The organism is Chitinophaga sp. YR573 (assembly GCF_900110995.1).
In the GTDB taxonomy this organism is placed as follows: Bacteria; Bacteroidota; Bacteroidia; order Chitinophagales; family Chitinophagaceae; genus Chitinophaga.
Genome location: NZ_FOJF01000001.1, coordinates 3,525,008 through 3,547,943, shown reverse-complemented (window position 1 = coordinate 3,547,943; position 22,936 = coordinate 3,525,008). Strand labels below are relative to the sequence as shown.

Here is a 22,936-nt window from a genome sequence, read left to right as displayed (position 1 = left end):
GGTTAACAAACAATAGAAACTAATATTCAGCATTCTGTGAAGCAAATTTCCATCTACCTCTTTGCTGTACACCATAAGCAGTAATGATCTGACTTTTTCCGGGAATAGGGCTGATGGCACACTCTTCAGATGAAAAAGCATCTATCAGGAATTCACCGGTAACAGTGTTTTTAAACTTCAATATATATGATATTGGCACTTCATTTTCAGTGGCCAATAATGAGATCTGAGTTGGATGTAATTTATTCTTTTCAAATCCTTTCCAGGATATACCTGTATCCTCATATTCTGTACCATTAAATTTGAATAAATATGCATCAATTTGTACATCATCTGCCTGTAATTCTACCGGCAACTGATTGTAAAGGAAAAACGAAGCAGAATCAGCAGCAATAACAACATTGCCGGCTGTCATAAAGCTTTGTATTCCTAATGTTGGGCTGTATGCCAGTTTTAATGCCAGCAAGGCACCTGCTGTTGCATTTACTGTCGTATCCAATAACAGCGTATCTGTTCCTGCCTTTTTAAAAATGATCTTGCTTGATTTACCTGCAGACAACATTAATGGTGATGATAATCCTATTGTCTTACCTGCCACAAGCGTATCTACCTTTGTATCGTCTACATATACGTCAACAGTCATCGTCCCCGGTAGTGCCAGAAGCTCCGCCGTAAAAGACGCAAAATAATATTCATTCACAGGTTCCCCTTTCTTACAAGCCGCCAGGAATATCAAAGCGGTAAATAAAATGCACTTGAAAAATTTAATCATTTTTGCTTTTTTTAAAAAAAGTGTGGAGAGCTGCCTCTCCACACTTTTACATAATTGAATCTTACTAGAAACGTGACCAGTTTGCAGCCCAGTCAGCACCACCATATGTGAATGCACCGGCAGCAAATGTGCGGGCATCACTTGATGTACTAGGATAATAATTTGCAGCACTGGCAGTAGTAGGCCTTACGAAAGGATTAACCAGTAATATACCTGCATTAGGAGTAGCACTTGAGTAACCACTGTTCAGCAACTGAGCAACAGCTGTAAAGTTAGCTGTAGTTAAACATGCGCTGGTACCTTCGATTCCGAATGGAGTTACGAAAGCATGAACCAGGTTGTTGTTTATTACAGACAGACCTCTTGAATAAGCACATGGAGTGTTACCTAAATTACCATCCAGAGAAATACCTTTATTGAAGCCCATGAAAATAGAATTCTGGAGATCAATACGGCTGCTTCTTCTGATATGAGCACCACGGCCATAAATACCAGTACCTGATGGCTGACCATTGGTGATGCTTGCAGCAGCAGCTGTAGCCTGACCGATGATAGTCATGTGATCAACAACAGCCTTAGTGTAAGGAGATACTGTTGAATCACCAGATGCCAGGTTATCACTTTCGATACCGTTAGACTGACTCTTATCAGCGCGGGTAACATCAGAAATACCTAAAGCATAAGAAATGTGACCAGAGAAACCGTTGTCGAAATCGAACATATCATCCAGTGCATCAACAGCTATCAGATAAGAAGCATTTACTGCACCACCGAAAAATTCGAATGCGTCATCTTTGGATTTGAAAACTTCAACGTGGTCAACTGTAGTACCAGAACCAACACCACCAAATGTAAGACCATTCAGTTCATTGTCAGTTGATAATTCATAACCTGCATACTCAATACGAACATACTGCAAAACACCTGAGTTATCAGCATTGTTGCTACCACCATAATAAGGGCTTGCTGGAGGAACACCACCGATACCTTCGATCAGAGCAGAATCACCCTGGTTGATATCAGCCTTTCCAAGTAAAACAACTCCACCCCAGTCACCAGATACTGGTGCTGCCTGATCAGAAGTAAATAAGATAGGGCTATACTGAGTACCTGCAGCGATGAGCTTAGCGCCTCTTGTGATTACCAGTGTTCCACCTGGAGCACCTTTGATACCCTGAATCAGAGCACCTTTAGAAATGGTCAGTGTAGCGTTGTTGGATACGTACACGATACCGCTCAATTTGTAAACTTTACAACTATCCAAAGAAAGGTTAGATGTAATTACGCCAGTAATGGTACTGTCTCCGCAGGAATGAATTGGACCAGCGGTTAAAGACCTGTCGTTGTTGGCAACCTGGTTCTCTTTCTTACAGGCTGTACCCAATGCCAGTACAACTGCTGCAAGTGATAAAATAAGGGAACGATTTTTCATGGGTTCTCTTTTTGTTTTGTTAAAGATGGAATGAATGATAAATGAATACCTGATCAGGATATATTTGTGTTTACGCGTTTACTCTTAAAAACTATAGCCAATTGTGATACTGAAGGTTCTGCCTGGTCTTGACTCATAATCTATCAAATCCTGTCCCTTCTGATAAAGCAGGTCCTTGATACTCGGATCCTTCTGGTGATTGCTGATCGCCGCATCCTTATAGAAATTCCTGTACACCACCGAATAACTGTTCAACAGGTTAGAAATATTCAATCTCAACTGCATCTTCTGCTTCAGCAAACGGATAGCCAGTTGTCCGTCTAATGATTCCAGCGGACGTTCGAACAATGATTCACTGTAATATGCCGCAGGGCGGAACATACGGTTTGTCACATAGTTATATACCAGGCTGAAAGAAACAGGCTTGATATCATAATAGAAACCTGCATTTACCATATAGTTACTGGCACCTGTCTGTGGTCTCTTTTCTTCTTTACCTACCTTTTCAACTGGCAGTACTTTGTTAGGATCATTAGGGTCCAGACTTCCATAATCTATATCTACAGGGGTTACACGTGAGGACAATGCTGTAAAATTGCCATACAAGGTAATATTACGTATTACAGGTACCTGGGTAAAAGACAATGATTTTCTTACCTCTACTTCCAGTCCATAATTCTTCGCATATTTATTATTCTTCAGAAAATAGATCCTGTTATCTCCCTGTTTATAGATCTCCATAGGATCTCTGAATTTCTTATAGAATAATGTTGCAGAAAGCACTTCACCAGCTGCAGGATACCATTCATATCGGAAATCAAAATGCTGTACTGTTGTGGATTTCACCAAATTGCTGCCATAAGTACCTCCCAGTTCAAAATCATATTCATTAAAGAAAGATAACTCTCTCAGGTCCGGACGGATAATACTCTCTGCATAAGCCAGGCGCAGATTCATCTGCTGTGTTAAAGTGTAAGTAAGGTTTGCTGAAGGGAAAAAGCGCCAGTTAGGCTCCCGGTTTGTAAGGGCACTATAATCCAACTGAGTACCAGGACCTCTTGATTCATTGATCTGGCGGAAAAGAGAATCCAGTACATTATTGATCTTATTAAGATTATAACCTTCTGCTCTTACACCCCATACCAGTCTCCACCGGTCATTGATCTTATTGTCCAGCATAGCATATACACCATGTAATACTGCTGTTTTATGGAAATCATCTGTAAACCTGTTGAAGTAGATCTCACCACCACGTTCCGGGACAAATGTCTGTGCCAAAGGAGGGAAATCCGCTGTGTTATATCCTTTTGACCCACTGTTCAATACATAGAACAACCTGTTCTTGCTCCATCCTGCATAACCCACTTTTAGTGTATTCTCAGACTTTAGTTTGCCAGTTCCAAGATTAAAAGGAGCGGATATTGCAAGATCCCAGTTATAATCCTTCTCATAAGTACGGCTCCACCAACGTAAGGCCCCTTCACTAATACCACTGCTGAATGGTGAGCGGATATTGAATTCATTTGATTCCAGTTTATCATTATCCAGCATAGTGGCCTTCAGCTGATGATTATCCGGTCTTTGTTTATCAAGTAATACATAACTACCCATCCACTTTAACCTGATGCCACGTTTTCCTAAGGCATGCTCTCCCTTCAACTGGTTCTGCCATAAGTTAGTCTGGGTAGTAAGATCATAATACCCTAAAAGAAATCCTGATGGATCTGAGTGATAACCAGAACCGATCAATAATTGCTGATCCAGGCTACGCAGGAATAAGCTCTGAAAACTAAGACGGGTACGTTCATTTTTATATCCCAATCCAAGTAAGCCACCGAGGCTGGTAGAAAAGCCATAGCTCTTGCCACTAAATGCCGCTCTGCCAGCTTCATCACCGTCACCGGCCCCGTCAAAACCATCTCTGCTCATACGCACATCTTTTGTCTGAAACGTATTGCGGTAACTCGCAGATACTACAACCCCAAACTGGTCTTTTGATGTTGGATGAAATACTTTACCTGCTGATAACTGATAATTCTGTGAAACAGGCGCCTTCATTTCATATACACCCCAGTTATTACTAAATGAGACAGACTGCTTATTTTCTGCATTATATTTAGCAATTACATCAGCAGTGTTCGTCCAGTCCAGCTTACCCAACAGGTTGCGGTGAGATGCTGCTTTACCCCAATACTCCTGCCCTTCCAGTTTCAGCGTACGAAAGTTTTTACCGGTCGTTTTATCATTTGTACTGCCACCTATGCCGATGTTAAGAAAATCCTGTGCGGGCATGTCCAGTGTATTCACTTCCACAGATCCTCCGCCAAATTCTGCACTACGGTCTGGTGTAAGGGTTTTAACAACTGTTACATTTTCTACGATATTGGAAGGAATGATATCGAAACTGAAATTCTTTCTGTTCATCTCAGTGCTCGGCATTACCTGTCCGTTTAATACGGCCTGGTTATAACGCTCACTTAATCCGCGTACTACCACATATTTATTATCAACAGTAGCTAATCCACTTACACGTTTTAATACATCTCCTATATTTTTATCCGGCGTACGGCTGATCTGTTCCGCACTGATCCCATCTGTGATAGATGCATTGTTTTTCTGCAATGCATACAACCCCTCGACAGATGCACGTTTATAATTTCCTGTGATGGTTACTTCCTTCAGATGAGAACCCGCACTTTTCATAACGATATCCAGCGGTAGAATGCTTTTCTCTTTCACAATTACATCTGTTACTTTGCGGGTATCATAAGAAATATAGCTGAATGTAAGTGTGTATGTACCTGGCTGCAGACTAAGTGTATAAGTACCGTCCACGCTCGTAACAATGCCCTGTCCATCACTTGACTGTATCGTTACGCCCGGTAATGGCTCATTTTTATTGTCTACTATTTTACCTGTAACCCGACCTTTATCCTGTCCTGCCACACGTTCCTGTTTTCCCTGTTTTAATGCGACTGTTTTATTTACAAAAGCGATATCTAAAGGAGCATATACATCCAGGAAATGGAGTACATCTCCTAACGGCTGATTATTAAATTTTACAGTTGAAAATGCACAATGTTGCAGATATTCCGGATCATACGTAAAAGTATACGGTGTCTGCTTTTCGAGCGATTTCACTACTACATCTGCGGTAGTATTTTCCAGGTTTACGGAAACCTTTTCTGACAATGATTGATACGATTGCGCCAACAGCGCCACAGGAGAACCTGTCACTAAAAAACTTAACAGGAGTTGCATAGCTTTCCCATTACAAAATCTGTTTGTAGATTTTTGCATACTTGAAGATTACTTTTAGTTATAAATAAATACAGAACCGGGCCCCCCCGGGAGTTATTGTTGATCTTGTTGTGTCTATTTTATTTCATACGTGTTGCTACTCAATCTCACTATTTTAAATCCGTGTACATATTGTATGGCTTCCAGTATATTTTCTAATGATTCACCTGCGGAGAACACACCTGATACCTTACGTGTACCAGACACAGTACTATCCATTATGATCCGGCATCCCAATCTCGTCTGCAGTTTGGCAAAGACATCCTTCAATGGCATACCATCAAATACCAGTTTGCCATATTTCCAATCCAGTACTTCCTTTGCTTTAAATACTGCCGGTACAGCTGTTTTCTGATTTTCACCATACTGTACCATCTGTCCCGGATGTAGTATACAGGAGAAAGAGGCAGCTATTACAGAGACTTTACCTTCTACCAGACTTACCTGTATATGTCCGTCTGCAAGATTAGCCGTAGAGATGTTAAAGGCAGTACCCAGCGCTGTAGTCACCAGCTTACCTGTGCGTACACTGAACGGACGTTGGGGATTATGTGCTACCTCAAAATAGGCTTCCCCGTTCAGTGACAACTCCCTGCTTGTGTCATTATAATTATTCGCATAGGCCACCGATGAATGCGGGCCTAACCATACTTTGGAACCATCTGTCAGTGATAAGAGCTTGATATCATTACTCTTATTGGAGAGCGTATCCCAGTTAAACGCCAGAGGCGCTTTACCGGCCGTTTGAAGCCTCGACTGCCATAACCATGCACATACTCCCAATAAGACCGCTACGGCAGCTGCTATGCTGTATAAACGGCGATATATACGATTACCTGTCTTCTTTATTTTCACCGGCTGACTCAAAGCATACATCTGACCGAACCAGTCATCTACTTCCGGTGTTTCCGGTTGTTCCAGCCAGGCTTCTGCCATTGCAGCTTCTTCAGCTGTGCAGTCACCTTTAAAGTATTTTTCAAGTATTTGCGGATCTATCTTCATTTCCTGTGTGTGGTAATAAGAGTACGCAGATGAATAGGGGAAGTACCAATGGGATAAGTGGAGTTTACAATTCCTTAACACCGGCCCTGCCGGGCAAAAGAAAAGCGTATGGTAGATACCATACGCTTGTTGTTAAGATTGTCATGTGAATGTTCGAGAATGCAAATCGTGCAGATCCTTTTGGGATCCGTTAATTATATTAGTACCTAATGAGAAATAATGTTTATTGCTAACAATAAATAATGTTGATGAATATAGTATGTTGCTGGCATATAGTCTTTATAATAAGGTTCTACAACACGTTCCTTCTACAATGCTTCCTCGTTCTTTGCGGGTATATACCCCCGCGTTACTAATAGTACACCTTTAAAATTTTTAATGACAAAGGGTTTTCTATTCATACGTGTTGCGCCAAGGGTTATACACAAATCATTCTTCGGGTCCGGAAGTGTTCATGCAAATTACATCAATTCACTGAAAGTTCCACAGCAGTAAAATAAAATTTCAACTTTTTTACATACAACTTTTGTGTGAATTAAAGCCCTTCCTTGTCCTCTCTAGCTATTTAGTCTGTGTTCTTACCGCAATATAGTATAAAGGAATACCAAGCAGGATAATTCCAAGTCCGGGTAATGCATAATTACTTTCAAATACTAACAGTAACAAAGCCAGCGAAGTTGCTACCACTATATATATAAGTGGCAACACAGGATAACCGAATGCCTTATACGGACGAGGTGCTTCAGGACGTTTTTTACGTAAGATAAAGATACCCAGTATGGTTAACACATAGAATATCAATACACCAAATATTACTAATACTAAAAGGTCATTGTATTTTCCGGAAAGACATAACAGAGATGCCCAAACGCACTGTATCCATAACCCGTTGGCAGGTACATTAAATGCATTCAGTTTGGCTGCTTTTTTAAAGAACAGACCATCTTCTGCCATCGTAGAATAAATCCTTGCACCAGACAGAATCAATCCGTTATTACATCCGAAAGTAGATACCATGATCATCACTGCAATGATGGTAGAACCAACCCCGCCGAAAATCTCCTGCGCTGCCGCTACTGCCACGCGGTCTTTTGCCGCAAAAGCAATATCATGTAATGGCAGTACTGCCAGGTACATCAGGTTAGCGCTTACATAAACGATGGTAACTAACAGTGTACCAAAGAATAATGCACGGCCAATGTTCTTCTGCGGGTTCTTGATTTCCGCTGCAATGAAAGTAATGTTGTTCCAGGCATCACTGCTGAACAGTGAACCTTTCATGGAGATAGCCACTGCACCAAACAATGCAAGGCCTGATAATAAGGTAGTTACGACTTCTCCGTTATTCTGTGTCAGAGATACAGCATCCCAGGCATGTGCCCAGTTCGCATTCCATATCTCCTGTTTTGCTCCCAGCAGGAAACCGAAGATAATCAGACCAAACAGCGATAACAGCTTAGCCAGAGTGAACACTGTCTGTATGATCTTTCCATTGCGGATACCCCGGGTATTGATCCAGGTGAGTAAGACAATGGAGATGATAGCGACTATCTGCGCGGCTGAGACTTTCAGAAAGCCCAGGTCCATCAGTATGTTTTCTTCACTAAAGGAAGGAATGATATAAGAGGAGAATTTTGCGAAGGCAACTGCCACAGCTGCAATCGTACCTGTCTGAATTACACTGAATTGCGTCCATCCAAACAGGAAAGCAACAAAGGGATTATAAGCTTCCCGCAGGTATACGTACTGGCCGCCTGCTTTTGGAAACATACCGGATAACTCTCCATAACTAACTGCTGCTATAATTGTAACAATACCTCCCAGTACCCACATGAGTGTGAGCCAGCCGGCAGATCCCAGGTTACGGGTAATTTCTGCTGAAACAAGGAATACGCCTGATCCTATCATGGAACCGGCAACAATCATAGTAGCATCCAGCAGGCTAAGGCTGGGACGGAAAGCCGAATTCTGGTTGTTCTCCATACAGGTTAATGGTTATATCGGTGTAATTAGAAAATCCCGTTCAGTCTATTTTGACAGAACGGGATTCCAAGTTAAAGTTTTTTTTATATGTTTTGCTATAGCAAGTATTATTTTTTCTCAGAAGCGTCCGCTTCATTCAGCCCTTTAATTACCTCATTGGTGATATTATACTGTTCATCTTTGTACAGTACATTGCTGGCTCCGGAGCGATAGGAAAGGATATATGCATACTTTTTGTCGCTGTTGAACTTCTGTAAGAAGTCGTTCAGCCTTTTCTGCAGTTCATCATTGAACTTACCTTCCTGTTCGGCATACTGTGCACGCATGTTCTGTGCTTTGCCTTCCAGTTGCTGTTGTTTGTCGTATAACAGGCGCTGAGCGGCTTCACCGTCTGCCTGTGTCATACTCTGTGCTTTACGCTGAAAATCAGCTGCTTCGTTCTGTAATGCCCTTACATTAGCTTTCAGTTCATTATCGATCGCCTGCTGTTTCTTTTCCAGTTCTGCTTTCTTCTCTTTGAAGTAATTATAGTTTGCTTCTACGGTGTCAATATCCACATAAGCAATAATAAACCCTTGATTAACAGTTGCTGTATTATTCCCTGTTGTAGTTGCCGCAGCGGGTGTGCTGCCTTGTTTAGCTGGTTGCTGACAGGCCATAAATGTTCCGGCTGCCAATGCTGCCAATACTCCGCTTTTCACAAATTGTTTACTAGTGCGCATGTTGTTAGGTGGATTTTTTTAATCTCCTTTGATTCGATTTAAAAATTGAACGGCTAAAATAAGGTTTTTACATGATTATAGGTAGTGTCCAGCCATCTTAACAACACTTTCACATTTGATATTTTAATGCATAAACGATACCAGTTTAAAACTATCTGCCACGAGCGCATTTCCATATACGATCCAGCTATAGATCTTCTGATTCTCTATTACAAAGTTGGAATCAATATTTCCACGCAGGCTCAGACTTGAATCTGCATAACGGATATCACGGATATGTGTTCCTGCCTGTACCGGTATAAAACTGGTGACAGCCGTATAACTGATACGCTGAAAACGTAAGGTATCCCCGAGATAGAAATCGAGTGTTACCTGGTTGGGAACAGTATCATAAGTATCACTCAGGTTCACGATACGCAGGTTACCCATGTTGGCTGCCGGTGGCGTGAGATTATCTTCTGCTGCCTGCAAACGCAGGTTATTATTATGGTCCAGGGAAAGGAATACGGAGGAGAAGTGACCATTGCGCAGACTGATTTGTCCGCCCGCAATAGTATCCAGGTGATTCCCTGCTGTAAAGATGTATAAGTTATAACGTTTTGCCAGGAAGCTGTGATAACCGGTACTTTGTCCGGCCCCCAGATTAGTACCAATAGTAGCTGTGTCGATCATTACATCATATTGTTTACCGGGTACTGCTAAAACCACATTGATACTGGAACTGGTAACAGGGATAGAACTATCACTGTTTTTATTACAGGCGATGAAACCTGTTATAAGAAGTATAACTATTAAAAGGATCCTTTGCTTCATAATACATTTGAAAGTTGCGGAAAGTTACAGGTAAAAAAAATGTCCCGGGCAAAGTGCCGGGACATTTTTTTTATACAATGATGTACTAAACTATTCTTCTTCGTCGAACTGGAATACTTCTTTAGAAGATGCCAGGATGTCGTATTCTTCTTTAGAACCAACGATCATGTTTTCGAACTCGCGTAAACCTGTACCTGCTGGTATCAGATGACCCGTGATTACGTTTTCTTTCAGGCCAAGCATATCATCTGTTTTACCGTTGATGGCTGCAGAAGACAGTACTTTGGTTGTTTCCTGGAAGGACGCAGCAGAGATCCAGCTGTGAGTACCCAGTGATGCTTTGGTAATACCCTGCAACAGTGGGCTGGAAGTAGCCGGAGCAGCGTCGCGGTATTCCACCAGTTGTTTATCTGCACGGCGCAGTAAGGAGTTTTCTTCCCTCACCTGACGCAATGTTACGATCTGGCCAGCTTTCAGGTTACCTGATTCACCAGGTTCTGTAACTACCTTCTTATCGTAGATATGATCGTTCTCTTCAAAGAATTCAAACTTATCGGTGGTATCACCTTCCAGGAAACGTGTATCTCCGGGATCTTCGATATTCACCTTACGCATCATCTGACGCACGATCACTTCAATGTGTTTGTCGTTGATCTTCACACCCTGTAAGCGATAAACTTCCTGGATTTCGTTCACCAGGTATTCCTGTACTGCGAACGGTCCTTTGATGGAGAGGATATCTGCCGGAGTGATAGAACCATCAGACAAAGCTGTACCTGCTTTCACGAAGTCACCGTCCTGAACCAGGATGTGACGTGTCAATGGCACCAGGTATTTCTTGATGTGACTTTCACGGCTTTCGATGATGATCTCACGGTTACCACGTTTGATGTTACCGAAAGCTACCACACCATCAATTTCAGATACGATGGCAGGATTGCTTGGGTTACGTGCTTCAAACAGTTCAGTTACACGTGGCAGACCACCCGTGATATCTCTCAGTTTACCGAGGATACGTGGGATCTTCACGATAACCTGACCAGCTCTTACAGTATCTCCTTCTTCAAGGATGATATGTGAACCAACCGGTAAGTTGTAAGATTTCGCTTCTTTATTACCATCTACAAACAGAGATGGGATCTTATTCTTGTCTTTGGTTTCAATTACCACTTTCTCACGGTGACCAGTTTGTTCATCAGCTTCTTCACGGAAGGTGATACCTTCTATGATACTGTCGAAACGAATGCTACCCGCAATTTCAGAAACGATAACGGCATTGTACGGATCCCATGTGCAGATGATATCACCTTTCACTACTTTCTGTCCGTCTTTCACCAGCAGGCTGGATCCGTAAGGAACGTTATTAGTGATCAGCAGACGGTCATTCTTCACATCCACGATACGTAATTCACCTGTACGGCCAATTACTATCTGTACTTTTTCACCATCACTGTTTTCGTAAGTGGTCGTTCTCAGACCATCAAATTGTACAGTACCATCAAACTTAGCCTGTAAGCCGGTATCTACTGAAGTAGAACCAGCCACACCACCTACGTGGAACGTACGCAGTGTCAGCTGTGTACCAGGTTCACCGATTGACTGAGCTGCAATGATACCAACGGCATCACCACGCTGTGTTACATAACCGGTTGCCAGGTTCTTACCGTAACATTTCACACACACACCTCTGCGGCTTTCGCAGGTAAGTACGGAGCGGATCTCTACGGTTTCGATAGAGCTGTTATCAATTTTATGAGCGACATCTTCGGTTATCATAGCTCCTGCTGCAACGATCAGTTCTTCCGTGTGTGGTTCAAACACATCGTGCAGGGAAGTACGGCCTAAGATACGGTCGTATAATGGTTCAACTACTTCTTCATTGTCTTTCAGTGCAGAAGTGGCAATACCGCGGAGGGTACCACAATCTTCTTCATTGATTACCACGTCCTGTGCAACGTCTACGAGACGACGGGTTAAGTAACCAGCATCCGCTGTTTTCAACGCCGTATCCGCAAGACCTTTACGCGCACCGTGCGTAGAGATGAAGTACTCCAATACGTTCAGACCATCTTTAAAGTTGGACAGGATCGGGTTTTCAATGATCTCAGAGCCACTGGAACCACTCTTACGCGGTTTGGCCATCAATCCCCTTAAACCTGCCAGCTGTTTGATCTGCTGTTTGGATCCACGCGCACCAGAGTCAAGCATCATGTACACAGAGTTGAAGCCCTGTTTGTCATTTGCCAGTTCACGGATCAGCGTTTCTGTTACTTTGGTATCTGCACGTGACCAGATATCGATAATCTGGTTATAACGTTCGTTATTCGTAATCAGACCAGAGTTATAGTTATCCCAAACTTCGTCTACTTCACTGGTAGCACCATCAATCATGTGCTGTTTAACTTCCGGTATGATCAGGTCATTGATGTTGAATGACAGACCACCACGGAACGCAGTGCGGAAACCAAGCTGTTTGATATCATCCAGGAACTTCGCAGTTTTCGGGATGTCAGTATATTTAATGATGTCACCGATGATTTCACGCAGTGACTTCTTAGTCAGCAGTGCATTTACGAAACCAGCTTCTTTTGGAACGTGCTGGTTGAAAATTACACGGCCTACAGTTGTTTCGATCAGTTTCCATTCCAGTTCATCCTTTTCGTTACGTATTGTTGCCTTTACGCGGATGTTGGCATGGAGGTTTACTTTCTCCTCATTGTAAGCGATGATTACCTCTTCTGCTGAGTAGAATGCTTTACCTTCTCCTGCTACCTTTTCGGTTTCAGTTGATCTCTTACCCTTAGAGATGTAGTACAGACCCAATACCATGTCCTGTGAAGGCAGGGTGATTGGTGTACCGTTCTGTGGGTTGAGGATATTGTGAGATGACAGCATGAGCAACTGTGCTTCCAGTACTGCTGCATTACTCAGCGGTACGTGCACGGCCATCTGGTCACCATCAAAGTCGGCGTTGAACGCAGAACACACCAGTGGGTGTAACTGGATCGCCTTACCTTCTACCAGTTTAGGCTGGAATGCCTGGATGGAGAGACGGTGCAGGGTTGGCGCACGGTTTAGCATTACAGGATGTCCTTTCAGTACATTTTCCAGGATATCCCATACAACTGCTTCCTTACGGTCTACCAGTTTCTTCGCTGATTTTACGGTTTTAACGATACCTCTTTCGATCAGTTTACGGATAATAAACGGTTTGAACAGCTCTGCCGCCATATCTTTTGGCAGACCGCACTCATGCAGTTTCAGTTCAGGACCTACCACGATAACAGAACGACCGGAGTAATCCACACGTTTACCTAACAGGTTCTGACGGAAACGACCTTGTTTACCTTTCAGTACATCAGACAATGATTTCAGGGCACGACCACCTTCTGCTTTCACTGCGTTTGACTTACGGGAGTTATCGAACAGGGAGTCTACCGCTTCCTGCAGCATACGTTTTTCGTTACGCAGGATCACCTCAGGTGCCTTGATCTCGATCAGACGTTTCAGACGGTTGTTACGGATAATTACCCTGCGGTACAGATCGTTCAGGTCGGAAGACGCAAAACGGCCACCATCCAACGGCACCAGTGGGCGCAGTTCAGGCGGTACTACAGGGATATATTGCATCACCATCCATTCAGGATGATTTTCCACACGGCCATTCGCTTCGCGGAATGCTTCCACCACGCTCAGACGTTTTAAGGCTTCTGCCTTACGTTGCTGACTGGTTTCAGTAGCCGCCTGGTTACGGAGCTGGTAAGACAGGCCATCCAGGTCTATCCTGGCCAGCATCATCTCTACCGCTTCAGCACCCATCTTGGCGATGAATTTGTTTGGATCTTCATCCGGCAGCATCTGGTTATCTTTTGGAAGCGTATCCAGTACATCCAGATATTCTTCTTCAGTTAACAGATCGCCATAGTTCATACCCTTTTCCTGTTTGGCACCAGCCTGGATGATCACGTATCTTTCATAATACACGATGGTTTCCAGTTTCTTGGAACTCATACCCAGCAGGTAACCAATCTTATTAGGCAGGGATTTAAAGTACCAGATGTGAACAACAGGAACAACCAGACGGATGTGACCCATTCTTTCACGACGTACTTTCTTTTCAGTTACTTCCACACCACAACGATCGCACACGATACCCTTATAACGGATACGTTTATATTTTCCGCAATAGCACTCATAGTCTTTTACGGGGCCGAAGATCCTTTCACAGAATAAACCATCACGTTCCGGCTTGTAAGTACGGTAGTTAATGGTTTCCGGCTTCAACACTTCCCCGTAAGAGCGTTCCAGAATGGAATCCGGAGATGCCAGACTGATGGTAATGCTGCTAAAGTTTGATTTAGGACGATTTTCTTTCTTGATGGCCATATATGTTGTTTAAAGAAAATTCACATGTAGAATTAGAAGCTGCAACTACTAAGAGCTATGGCAGTACTCCGTTTCACGAAATACTGCCTTGCTCATAGCTTATATTTTGTAACTACTAATCAAATTTCAGATCCAGACCCAGACCGCGGAGTTCATGTATTAATACATTGAATGATTCCGGAACGCCTGCTTTTGGTATATTATCACCCTTCACGATGGCTTCGTATGCTTTAGCACGGCCTACGATATCATCCGATTTAATGGTTAACAGTTCCTGCAGGATATTGGATGCACCATATGCTTCCAGTGCCCACACCTCCATTTCACCAAAACGCTGACCACCAAACTGTGCCTTACCACCCAACGGTTGTTGTGTAATGAGACTGTATGGTCCGATTGAACGGGCGTGCATCTTGTCATCTACCATGTGGCTTAATTTAAGCATGTAGATAACACCCACGGTTGCTTTCTGGTGGAAACGGTCTCCGGTTTCTCCATCATACAGGTAAGTATGACCAAAGCTTGGCAGTTTAGCTTCTGTGATGTAGTCTGCTATTTCTTCAGTGGTAGCACCATCGAAGATTGGTGTAGCAAACCTTAATCCCAGCTGCAGACCAGCCCAACCCAGTACGGTTTCGTAAATCTGTCCAAGGTTCATACGGGAAGGTACGCCCAATGGGTTCAGTACGATATCTACCGGTGTACCATCTTCCAGGAACGGCATGTCTTCATCACGTACAATCTTGGCAACGATACCCTTGTTACCGTGACGACCTGCCATCTTATCCCCTACTTTCAGTTTACGTTTGCTGGCCAGGTATACTTTCGCCAGTTTCAGTACGCCGGCTGGTAACTCATCACCAATGGAGATGTTGAACTTTTCGCGTTTGTAGCGACCCAGTTCTTCATTGTACTTGATGTTATAGTTATGCAGCAGTGTATTGATCTGATCGTTGGTACCCTCGTCTGTAGTCCAGCCCAGCGGATTTACGTTCTGGAAATCGATGTTCGCAAGGTTCTTCTGAGAGAACTTGGAACCTTTGGAGATCAGTACTTCACCATATGTATTGGTGATACCGGATGAAGTTCTGTCTTTCAGTAAAGTAAGCAGTTTGCTCATCAATACTTCCAGCAGGTCTTCTTCATTCTTCTGGTGTACTTTTTCCAGTTTTTCCAGGGACGCTTTTTCGCGGGTCTTGGAATTTTTATCTTTCTTGGCGCGGCTGAACAATTTCTTGTCGATTACCACACCTTCTGTGCTTGGAGGCGCTTTCAGAGAAGCATCTTTCGCATCGGAAGCCTTATCACCGAAGATAGCGCGAAGCAGTTTTTCTTCAGGAGAAGGATCAGATTCACCACGTGGGGTGATCTTACCGATCAGGATATCACCTTCTTTGATGTGAGCACCTACGCGGATGATACCGTTCTGGTCCAGATCTTTAGTAGCTTCCTCACTTACGTTTGGAATATCTGGTGTCAGTTCTTCTTCACCCAGTTTGGTATCACGTACTTCCAGTTCATATTCATCGATATGGATGGAAGTGAAGAGATCCTCGCGGCCTACACGTTCAGAGATTACGATCGCATCCTCAAAGTTGTAACCTTTCCATGGCATGAAGGCCACTTTCATGTTACGACCCAGGGCCAGCTCACCACCACGGGTAGCATAACCTTCTGTAAGGAAGTCGCCGTATACCAGCTGTTGTCCTTTCTTAACGGCAGGACGTAAGTTGATACAGGTACTCTGGTTCGTTTTAGCGAATTTAACCAGTTGATATACTTTCAGGTCATCTTCAAAAGACACCAGTTTCTGCATTTCGTCCCGTACGTAACGTACATGGATTTCATTTGCATCTACGAATTCAACTGTACCATTACCTTCTGATGTGATCTGCAGACGGGAGTCACGGGCTGCCTTACCTTCCAGACCAGTACCTACGATAGGCACCTGTGGATTGATCAGCGGCACTGCCTGACGTTGCATGTTTGATCCCATCAACGCACGGTTGGCATCATCATGTTCCAGGAACGGAATCAGGGAAGCGCTCAAACCAACGATCTGGTTAGGGGCAACGTCCATGTATTCTACTTCCTCTCTGTCTAATATCGGGAAATCACCGGTTTCGCGGGATTTTACCTTTTCATTTAAGAAGTGACCTTCTGCATCTAACGGTGCATTTGCCTGGGCTATCTTCACAGAATCTTCTTCTTCAGCACTCAGGAACTGCACTTTGTCCATATCCACTACACCGTTACGCACCTTGCGGTAAGGCGTTTCGATGAAGCCCATGTCGTTCACTTTGGCGTGTACGCAAAGGGTAGATATCAGACCGATGTTTGGTCCTTCCGGAGTTTCGATAGTACACAGACGGCCATAGTGGCTATAGTGTACGTCACGCACCTCAAAACCTGCTCTTTCACGACTTAAACCACCGGGCCCGAGCGCGGAGATACGACGTTTGTGCGTAATCTCAGACAATGGGTTGGTCTGATCCAGGAACTGGCTCAGCTGGCTGGTACCGAAGAAGGAGTTGATCACGGAACTTAATGTTCTGGCATTGATCAGGTCTACCGGAGTAAATACTTCATTATCACGTACGTTCATTCTTTCACGGATGGTACGGGCCATACGGGCCAGACCAACGCCAAACTGAGCGTACAGCTGTTCACCCACGGTACGTACACGACGGTTAGACAGGTGATCGATATCATCGATTTCCGCCTTACTGTTCGTAAGCTGTACCAGGTATTTTATGATAGAGATGATATCATCCTTGGTAAGCACCTTCATATCCAGTGGTGTAGGCAGACCCAGTTTCCTGTTGATCTTATAACGTCCTACATCACCCAGATCATAACGCTTATCAGAGAAGAATAATTTATCAATGATACCCCTTGCTGTTTCATCATCCGGCGCATCTGCTCCGCGCAACTGGCGGTAGATATGCTGAACGGCTTCCAGTTCGGAGTTGGATGTATCTTTATTTAAAGTATTGTAGATAATTGAGAAGTCGCCGCTCACCTCTTCTTTCTGCACGAACACGCTTTTCACGCCCATATCCACGATAGTCTCGATATTGGCTTCATCGAGGATACTGTCACGTTCAAGCATGATTTCATTACGCTCGATACTCACTACTTCACCGGTATCTTCATCCACAAAATCTTCCACCCAGCTTCTGAGTACACGGGCACCCAGTTTCTTACCAGCGTATTTCTCCAGGCTCTTCTTATCTGCTTTTACTTCGTCTGCCATGCCAAACAGCTGCAGGATGTCCTTATCTGTTTCGTAACCGATGGCACGTAACAGAGTAGTAACCGGGAATTTCTTCTTACGGTCGATGTATGCGTACATCACATTATTAATGTCTGTAGCAAACTCCATCCACGCTCCTTTGAACGGGATCACCCTTGCAGAGTAGATCTTGGTTCCGTTTGGATGTACAGATTGACCAAAGAATACACCAGGAGAACGGTGGAGCTGTGATACTACCACGCGCTCTGCGCCATTTATCACGAATGTACCTCTAGGCGTCATGTAGGGTATGTTCCCAAGGAACACGTCCTGCACAATTGTCTGGAAGTCTACGTGCTCCTCATCATTACAGCTGAGGCGCAGTTTAGCCTTCAACGGTACCGAGTAGGTAAGCCCACGTTCAATACATTCCTCTATAGTATATCTCGGAGGGTCTACAAAGTAGTCCAGGAACTCCAGATTAAAGATATTTCTCGTATCTGTAATCGGGAAGTTCTCCTTAAATACTTTAAAAAGGCCTTCATTGTTACGTTTGTCTGGTGTGGTTTCTAACTGGAAAAAATCCTTGAAAGATTGAATCTGAATAGCCAACAAATCTGGAGTCTCCGTAACTTGTTTGATCTTTCCAAAATTTACTCTTTCTTGTGTTTGGGCTTTTTTTAGAGACATATTCGAAGTTAGCAGTTATATTAACTTATATAATATTGTGAAGAAGCAAATCACAACATGAATCGGGGAAATTAAGATTTCTTTGCCAAATACCCTCCAAAAATTATCTGTCTTCCCTATTTGTCAAATCCACCGACCTGGTGATTTTCCCCTTTTTGACTCTCCGAAAAGACACTTTCCCAAAGGGAAGAAGGCCAAAAGTGCCAGAAGCACTTTTGACCTTATAAAGAGGTATCCTTAAGCAAAGAATTACTGAATTTCAACGTCAGCGCCTGCTTCTGTCAATTTGTTCTTCAGGTCTTCTGCTTCAGCTTTGCTCACACCTTCTTTCAAAGGTTTAGGAGCGCCGTCAACTAATTCCTTAGCTTCTTTCAGACCAAGACCTGTCAGATCCTTAACGATCTTAACTACGTTCAGTTTGCTAGCACCTGCAGATTTCAGGATAACGTTGAAGGCAGTTTTTTCTTCAGCGGCAGCAGGGCCTTCGCTTGCAGAAACTACAACTGCAGCAGCAGCTGGTTCAATACCGTATTCACTTTTCAGAAAATCGGCCAGTTCTTGTACTTCCTTAACAGTTAAACCTACTAATTGTTCGGCTAATGCTTTAACGTCTGCCATTTGTATAATTTTTAAAAGATGTTTGTAATGTTGTTAAACAGAGTGTTTTATAATTTGACTTGGAAGCCATTTTTGTTTGTTACCCGGGGGTAACTGATTATTCTGCTGCAGGAGCTTCTACACCAGCTTCTTCTTTCTTGCCTTTTTCCAGCAAAGCAGCGATAACGCGTTTTGCAGGAGATTGCAACAGACCGATAACGTCTCCAATGAGTTCGTTCTTGGTCTTGATTTTCACCAGGCTAGCCAGTTGGTTGTCTCCCAGGTAAACTTCGTCTGCTACGAAAGCAGCTTTCAGTTCTGGTTTCTCCACTTTCTTATTTTCCTTACGGAAAGTAGAAATGATCAGGGCTGGTTCTTTAGGACTGTCAGAGAACATCAGGGCAGTTACGCCATTCAGTGCGCTGTATACGCCTTCGTACTTAGTACTGTCCAGAGATTCCAGTGCTTTACGGATGAGGGTGTTTTTAGCCACCTTCATTTCTACATTCTTATCAAAACAAACCTTTCTCAGGTTGTTCACCTGTGCAACGGTCAGAGACTCGGTGTTGGTGATGTAGAAGTTGTTATATTGAGTGAACTTGCTTTTCAGCAGTTCAATCGCTTCGTTTTTTTGATCTTTGTTCATAGCTTTTTTCAATTTGTTGATCTACCGGAAGGTGAATCAGTTAGTTTTGAACAGATTTAGTGTCAACTGTGATACTTGGGCTCATGGTGCTTGCCATTGCCAGGCCTCTCAGGTAAAGACCTTTCGCTGTAGCAGGTTTTAACCTGATGATAGCGTTGATCAGCTCCTGTGAGTTCTGTTCGATTTTGTCGGAAGCAAATGATACGCGGCCGATAGAAGCGTGGATGATACCAGCTTTATCTACCTTGAACGTAATCTTACCACCTTTCACCTCGTTCACTGCTGCAGCTACATCATTAGTAACAGTACCAGTTTTAGGGTTAGGCATCAGGTTACGGGGACCAAGTATTTTACCCAGCTTACCTATTTTAGGCATTACCGCCGGAGTAGCAACAATTACATCAATATCAGTCCAACCTGCTTCGATCTTCTGGATAAATTCATCCAGACCAACGAAATCAGCACCAGCTTCTTTTGCTGCAGCTTCTTTATCAGGAGTGCAAAGAACCAGTACACGTTTAGTTTTACCAGTACCGTGGGGAAGCGTTACGGAACCACGGATAGCCTGGTCAGCTTTCTTGGGATCTACGCCCAGACGGATATGTAAATCGACAGAGCTGTCGAATTTTGTGCAGTTAAGATCTTTTACAAGAGTGGATGCTTCTTTCAGGCTGTACAGCTTGTTTTTGTCCACCTTTGTGTCGGCTGCTTTTCTTTTCTTCGTTGCCATTGCAAAATGTTTTAAAAGTTAACCTGCTTGTTCAACAGGGTGACACAATTAGTTGCCCCAAGGAGCGTTACCCTCAACAGTAATACCCATGGAACGGGCAGTACCAGCTACCATTTTCATAGCGCTTTCCTTAGTAAAGCAGTTCAGGTCGGCCATCTTATCAGCTGCAATAGCTTCAATCTGTGCCCAGGTTACCTTTCCTACCTTATTACGGTTGGGCTCTTTGGAACCACTCTGCAATTTGGCTGCTTCCAGTAACTGTACAGGTGCTGGAGGTGTTTTAATTACAAAATCAAATGATTTGTCGGTGTAAACAGTCAGCAATACAGGCAATACCTTACCCATTTTATCCTGGGTGCGGGCGTTGAACTGTTTGCAAAACTCCATGATGTTCACACCTTTGGAACCCAGTGCGGGACCAATCGGAGGTGCAGGGTTGGCCTGGCCGCCTTTTACCTGCAATTTCACGTACGTTGCGATCTCTTTTGCCATGTTGTTTCAGTTTAATTTGGTGAAAACGTTCCGCCTAAGACGGGACTCCCAAAACTAAAAGGACGAAATTTTACCTTTTAAAGGGGATGCAAAGGTATATAATAATGTATTGATTCGCAAAAAGAATTTGCTTTCGGGCATCCTTTTTGCTATTATCACCATTTTGAGGTTAAAATTTTACAATTCTATTGCAAAACTATTTTATCTTAAACCGCCGGTACGAACATTCTGGGTTAACACATCCCCGGCGAGCCTGACAAATCTAATTTAATTTACCGGAATTCCCAGCCCCGTTAACAAGTCTGTCCCAAATTCCCCCTAAGATTGTCTCTTATGCCCTCAACCTTCCCCGCTTCTATCTGTTATCTTTAATAAAATACCACCAATTATGAAACGTCTGTTGTTATTTGTCACTGTTATTCTCCCCTTCCTTGCCAAAGCACAAACCGCCGATCAGCAAAAAGCCTGGATGGAGTACATGACTCCCGGCCATGTTCACGAAATGCTGGCCAAATCAGATGGCGCATGGACATTCGAAATGACTTACTGGATGTCTCCCACTGCCCCTCCTTCCAACACCACCGGTACCACAGAAAACAAAATGGTACTGGGCGGACGTTACCAGGAATCCGTTCATAAATCCCAGATGGAGGGAATGCCTTTTGAAGGACATGGCCTGCTGGGTTATGACAACGCCAAAAAGATCTTCCAGAACACCTGGGTAGATAACATGGGCACCGGTATTATGACCATGGAAGGAAAATGGGACGATGCCACCAAATCCATTACCCTCACTGGTACCAGTTACGATTGCATGGCTGGTAAAGATGTAAACGTAAAAGAAGTATTTAAGATGATTGATGATGATCATCATACCATGGAAATGTACATGCCTACCGCTGACAACAAGGAATTTAAGAACATGGAGATCAAATTCACCCGCAAAAAGTAATTCGGTTCCATCGCAAACAAAAAAGTCCCGGCAATCTGCCGGGACTTTTTTAATATTATAAAAGAAATAGTTAGCTGATTTTCTCTACCTGCATGAAGTTCAGTTCTACAGGAGTAGCACGGCCAAAGATCTTCACCGTAACCTTCAGTTTCTTCTTATCTTCTATCACTTCTTCAATCACACCGTTAAAGTCATTGAATGGTCCATCGATGATCTTGATGGTTTCACCAACGATGAAAGGTTCGCTCATGGTCAGTCCGTTATCAGACATCTCATCTACTTTACCCAACATTTTATTTACTTCTGCTTTACGCAGAGCGATAGGTTTATCCTTACCGAGGAAGTGAATAACACCGGAAACGTTACGGATAGCCTGGATCACATCATCAGACATTTTGCCGTCTATCGCTTCGATCATTATATAACCAGGATAAAAGTTCTTTTCGCGCATCACTTTTTTACCTGCCAGTACCTTGTACACTTTTTCTACAGGTAAAAAGATCTGAGCAATCATACTACCCCAGTCAGAACGGCGAACCTCAATATCCAGGTACTCCTTCACTTTTCTTTCCTTACCACTTACTACGCGAAGTACATACCATTTTGTATCCTGAGCAGGTACAACAGCTTCATGTTCTACCTCAGGGATAGGAGCTTTTTGTTGTTCCTCTTCCTGATGTTCATGTTCCTCTTGTTCCTGTTCGGGGTTAATTGATTCTTCGATCATTATCAGAACATTTTATAATACTGAGTTAACACTAAGTTAGAAAGGGCATCCATACCCCATACAACGAGTGTAATAACAACAGTTGCTATTAAAACTACCATTGTAGAGGATTGCAGCTCCTGCCAGGTAGGCCAGGACACTTTATGCACCAGTTCGTGATAAGATTCCCGGAAGTAAGTTCTAATCTTATTCATGGTTTATGATATTAACCGTTTGGAAACGTAAAAGGTGAAAAGTGAAATGTGATTAAAATCATTCACTTTCCACCTTTCACTTTTGACAATTTGGATGCACGGGCAGTAGGATTCGAACCCACATCAAAGGTTTTGGAGACCTCTATTCTACCATTGAACTATGCCCGTATAAAAAGCCATTAGCGGTGAGCGTTTGACTAATCAGCTGATCAAATTTACTAAATTTTCTCTGCTAATCGCAATTTGCTAATTGCTAATGGCCT

At 43.3% G+C, this 22,936-nt stretch carries 16 protein-coding genes and 1 tRNA gene; 1 reads left to right on the top strand and 16 read right to left on the bottom strand.

Features of this window, described 5'->3' with window-relative positions:
• Nucleotides 1-19: 19 nt before the first annotated feature.
• The 13 genes from BMW86_RS15070 to rplK all read right to left on the bottom strand — a co-directional run bounded on the left by BMW86_RS15070 (nucleotide 20) and on the right by rplK (nucleotide 20,800).
• A complete protein-coding gene (locus BMW86_RS15070) occupies nucleotides 20-772 on the bottom strand; it encodes a DUF4397 domain-containing protein (RefSeq protein WP_089782554.1) in 753 nt (250 codons plus the stop codon).
• Nucleotides 773-836: 64 nt separating this feature from the next.
• Nucleotides 837-2,204 carry a hypothetical protein gene (locus BMW86_RS15065; RefSeq protein WP_089782553.1) on the bottom strand — a complete coding sequence of 456 codons (1,368 nt, stop codon included), beginning with the start codon at nucleotides 2,202-2,204 and terminating at the stop codon, nucleotides 837-839.
• Between the two features lie 84 nt (nucleotides 2,205-2,288).
• Complete coding sequence (locus BMW86_RS15060) at nucleotides 2,289-5,504, bottom strand: TonB-dependent receptor domain-containing protein (protein WP_255372930.1); 3,216 nt, start codon at nucleotides 5,502-5,504, stop codon at nucleotides 2,289-2,291.
• A gap of 75 nt (nucleotides 5,505-5,579) precedes the next feature.
• Nucleotides 5,580-6,506 carry a FecR family protein gene (locus BMW86_RS15055; RefSeq protein ID WP_089782552.1) on the bottom strand — a complete coding sequence of 309 codons (927 nt, stop codon included), beginning with the start codon at nucleotides 6,504-6,506 and terminating at the stop codon, nucleotides 5,580-5,582.
• A gap of 561 nt (nucleotides 6,507-7,067) precedes the next feature.
• The gene (locus BMW86_RS15050) at nucleotides 7,068-8,489 is read right to left on the bottom strand and encodes an APC family permease (RefSeq protein WP_089782551.1); all 1,422 of its coding nucleotides are present in this window, start codon (nucleotides 8,487-8,489) and stop codon (nucleotides 7,068-7,070) included.
• A gap of 107 nt (nucleotides 8,490-8,596) precedes the next feature.
• Complete coding sequence (locus tag BMW86_RS15045; protein WP_089782550.1) at nucleotides 8,597-9,211, bottom strand: OmpH/Skp family outer membrane protein; 615 nt, start codon at nucleotides 9,209-9,211, stop codon at nucleotides 8,597-8,599.
• Between the two features lie 123 nt (nucleotides 9,212-9,334).
• A complete protein-coding gene (locus tag BMW86_RS15040) occupies nucleotides 9,335-10,024 on the bottom strand; it encodes a DUF4397 domain-containing protein (protein WP_089782549.1) in 690 nt (229 codons plus the stop codon).
• A 90-nt stretch (nucleotides 10,025-10,114) separates the two neighbouring features.
• Complete coding sequence (gene rpoC / locus BMW86_RS15035) at nucleotides 10,115-14,410, bottom strand: DNA-directed RNA polymerase subunit beta' (RefSeq protein WP_089782548.1); 4,296 nt, start codon at nucleotides 14,408-14,410, stop codon at nucleotides 10,115-10,117.
• A 115-nt stretch (nucleotides 14,411-14,525) separates the two neighbouring features.
• A complete protein-coding gene (rpoB, locus tag BMW86_RS15030; RefSeq protein ID WP_089782547.1) occupies nucleotides 14,526-18,335 on the bottom strand; it encodes a DNA-directed RNA polymerase subunit beta in 3,810 nt (1,269 codons plus the stop codon).
• Between the two features lie 249 nt (nucleotides 18,336-18,584).
• On the bottom strand, nucleotides 18,585-18,953 hold the full coding sequence (rplL, locus tag BMW86_RS15025) for a 50S ribosomal protein L7/L12 (RefSeq protein WP_089782546.1): 369 nt from the start codon (nucleotides 18,951-18,953) through the stop codon (nucleotides 18,585-18,587).
• 97 nt (nucleotides 18,954-19,050) lie between these two features.
• A complete protein-coding gene (gene rplJ, locus BMW86_RS15020) occupies nucleotides 19,051-19,578 on the bottom strand; it encodes a 50S ribosomal protein L10 (protein ID WP_089782545.1) in 528 nt (175 codons plus the stop codon).
• A gap of 40 nt (nucleotides 19,579-19,618) precedes the next feature.
• Complete coding sequence (rplA, locus tag BMW86_RS15015; RefSeq protein ID WP_089782544.1) at nucleotides 19,619-20,308, bottom strand: 50S ribosomal protein L1; 690 nt, start codon at nucleotides 20,306-20,308, stop codon at nucleotides 19,619-19,621.
• Nucleotides 20,309-20,356: 48 nt separating this feature from the next.
• Complete coding sequence (gene rplK / locus BMW86_RS15010) at nucleotides 20,357-20,800, bottom strand: 50S ribosomal protein L11 (RefSeq protein WP_089782543.1); 444 nt, start codon at nucleotides 20,798-20,800, stop codon at nucleotides 20,357-20,359.
• Nucleotides 20,801-21,188: 388 nt separating this feature from the next.
• Between rplK and BMW86_RS15005 the strand changes: the two genes are divergently transcribed.
• Nucleotides 21,189-21,752, top strand: coding sequence for a DUF1579 domain-containing protein (locus BMW86_RS15005; protein WP_089782542.1), 564 nt, complete (start codon nucleotides 21,189-21,191; stop codon nucleotides 21,750-21,752).
• A gap of 70 nt (nucleotides 21,753-21,822) precedes the next feature.
• Here the strand turns inward: BMW86_RS15005 and nusG are convergent, their stop codons facing one another.
• The 3 genes from nusG to BMW86_RS14990 form a co-directional block, all read right to left on the bottom strand.
• The gene (gene nusG / locus BMW86_RS15000) at nucleotides 21,823-22,479 is read right to left on the bottom strand and encodes a transcription termination/antitermination protein NusG (RefSeq protein ID WP_089782541.1); all 657 of its coding nucleotides are present in this window, start codon (nucleotides 22,477-22,479) and stop codon (nucleotides 21,823-21,825) included.
• Between the two features lie 2 nt (nucleotides 22,480-22,481).
• The gene (gene secE / locus BMW86_RS14995) at nucleotides 22,482-22,673 is read right to left on the bottom strand and encodes a preprotein translocase subunit SecE (RefSeq protein ID WP_089782540.1); all 192 of its coding nucleotides are present in this window, start codon (nucleotides 22,671-22,673) and stop codon (nucleotides 22,482-22,484) included.
• A gap of 97 nt (nucleotides 22,674-22,770) precedes the next feature.
• Nucleotides 22,771-22,841 (bottom strand) — tRNA-Trp (locus BMW86_RS14990).
• Nucleotides 22,842-22,936 lie beyond the last annotated feature (95 nt).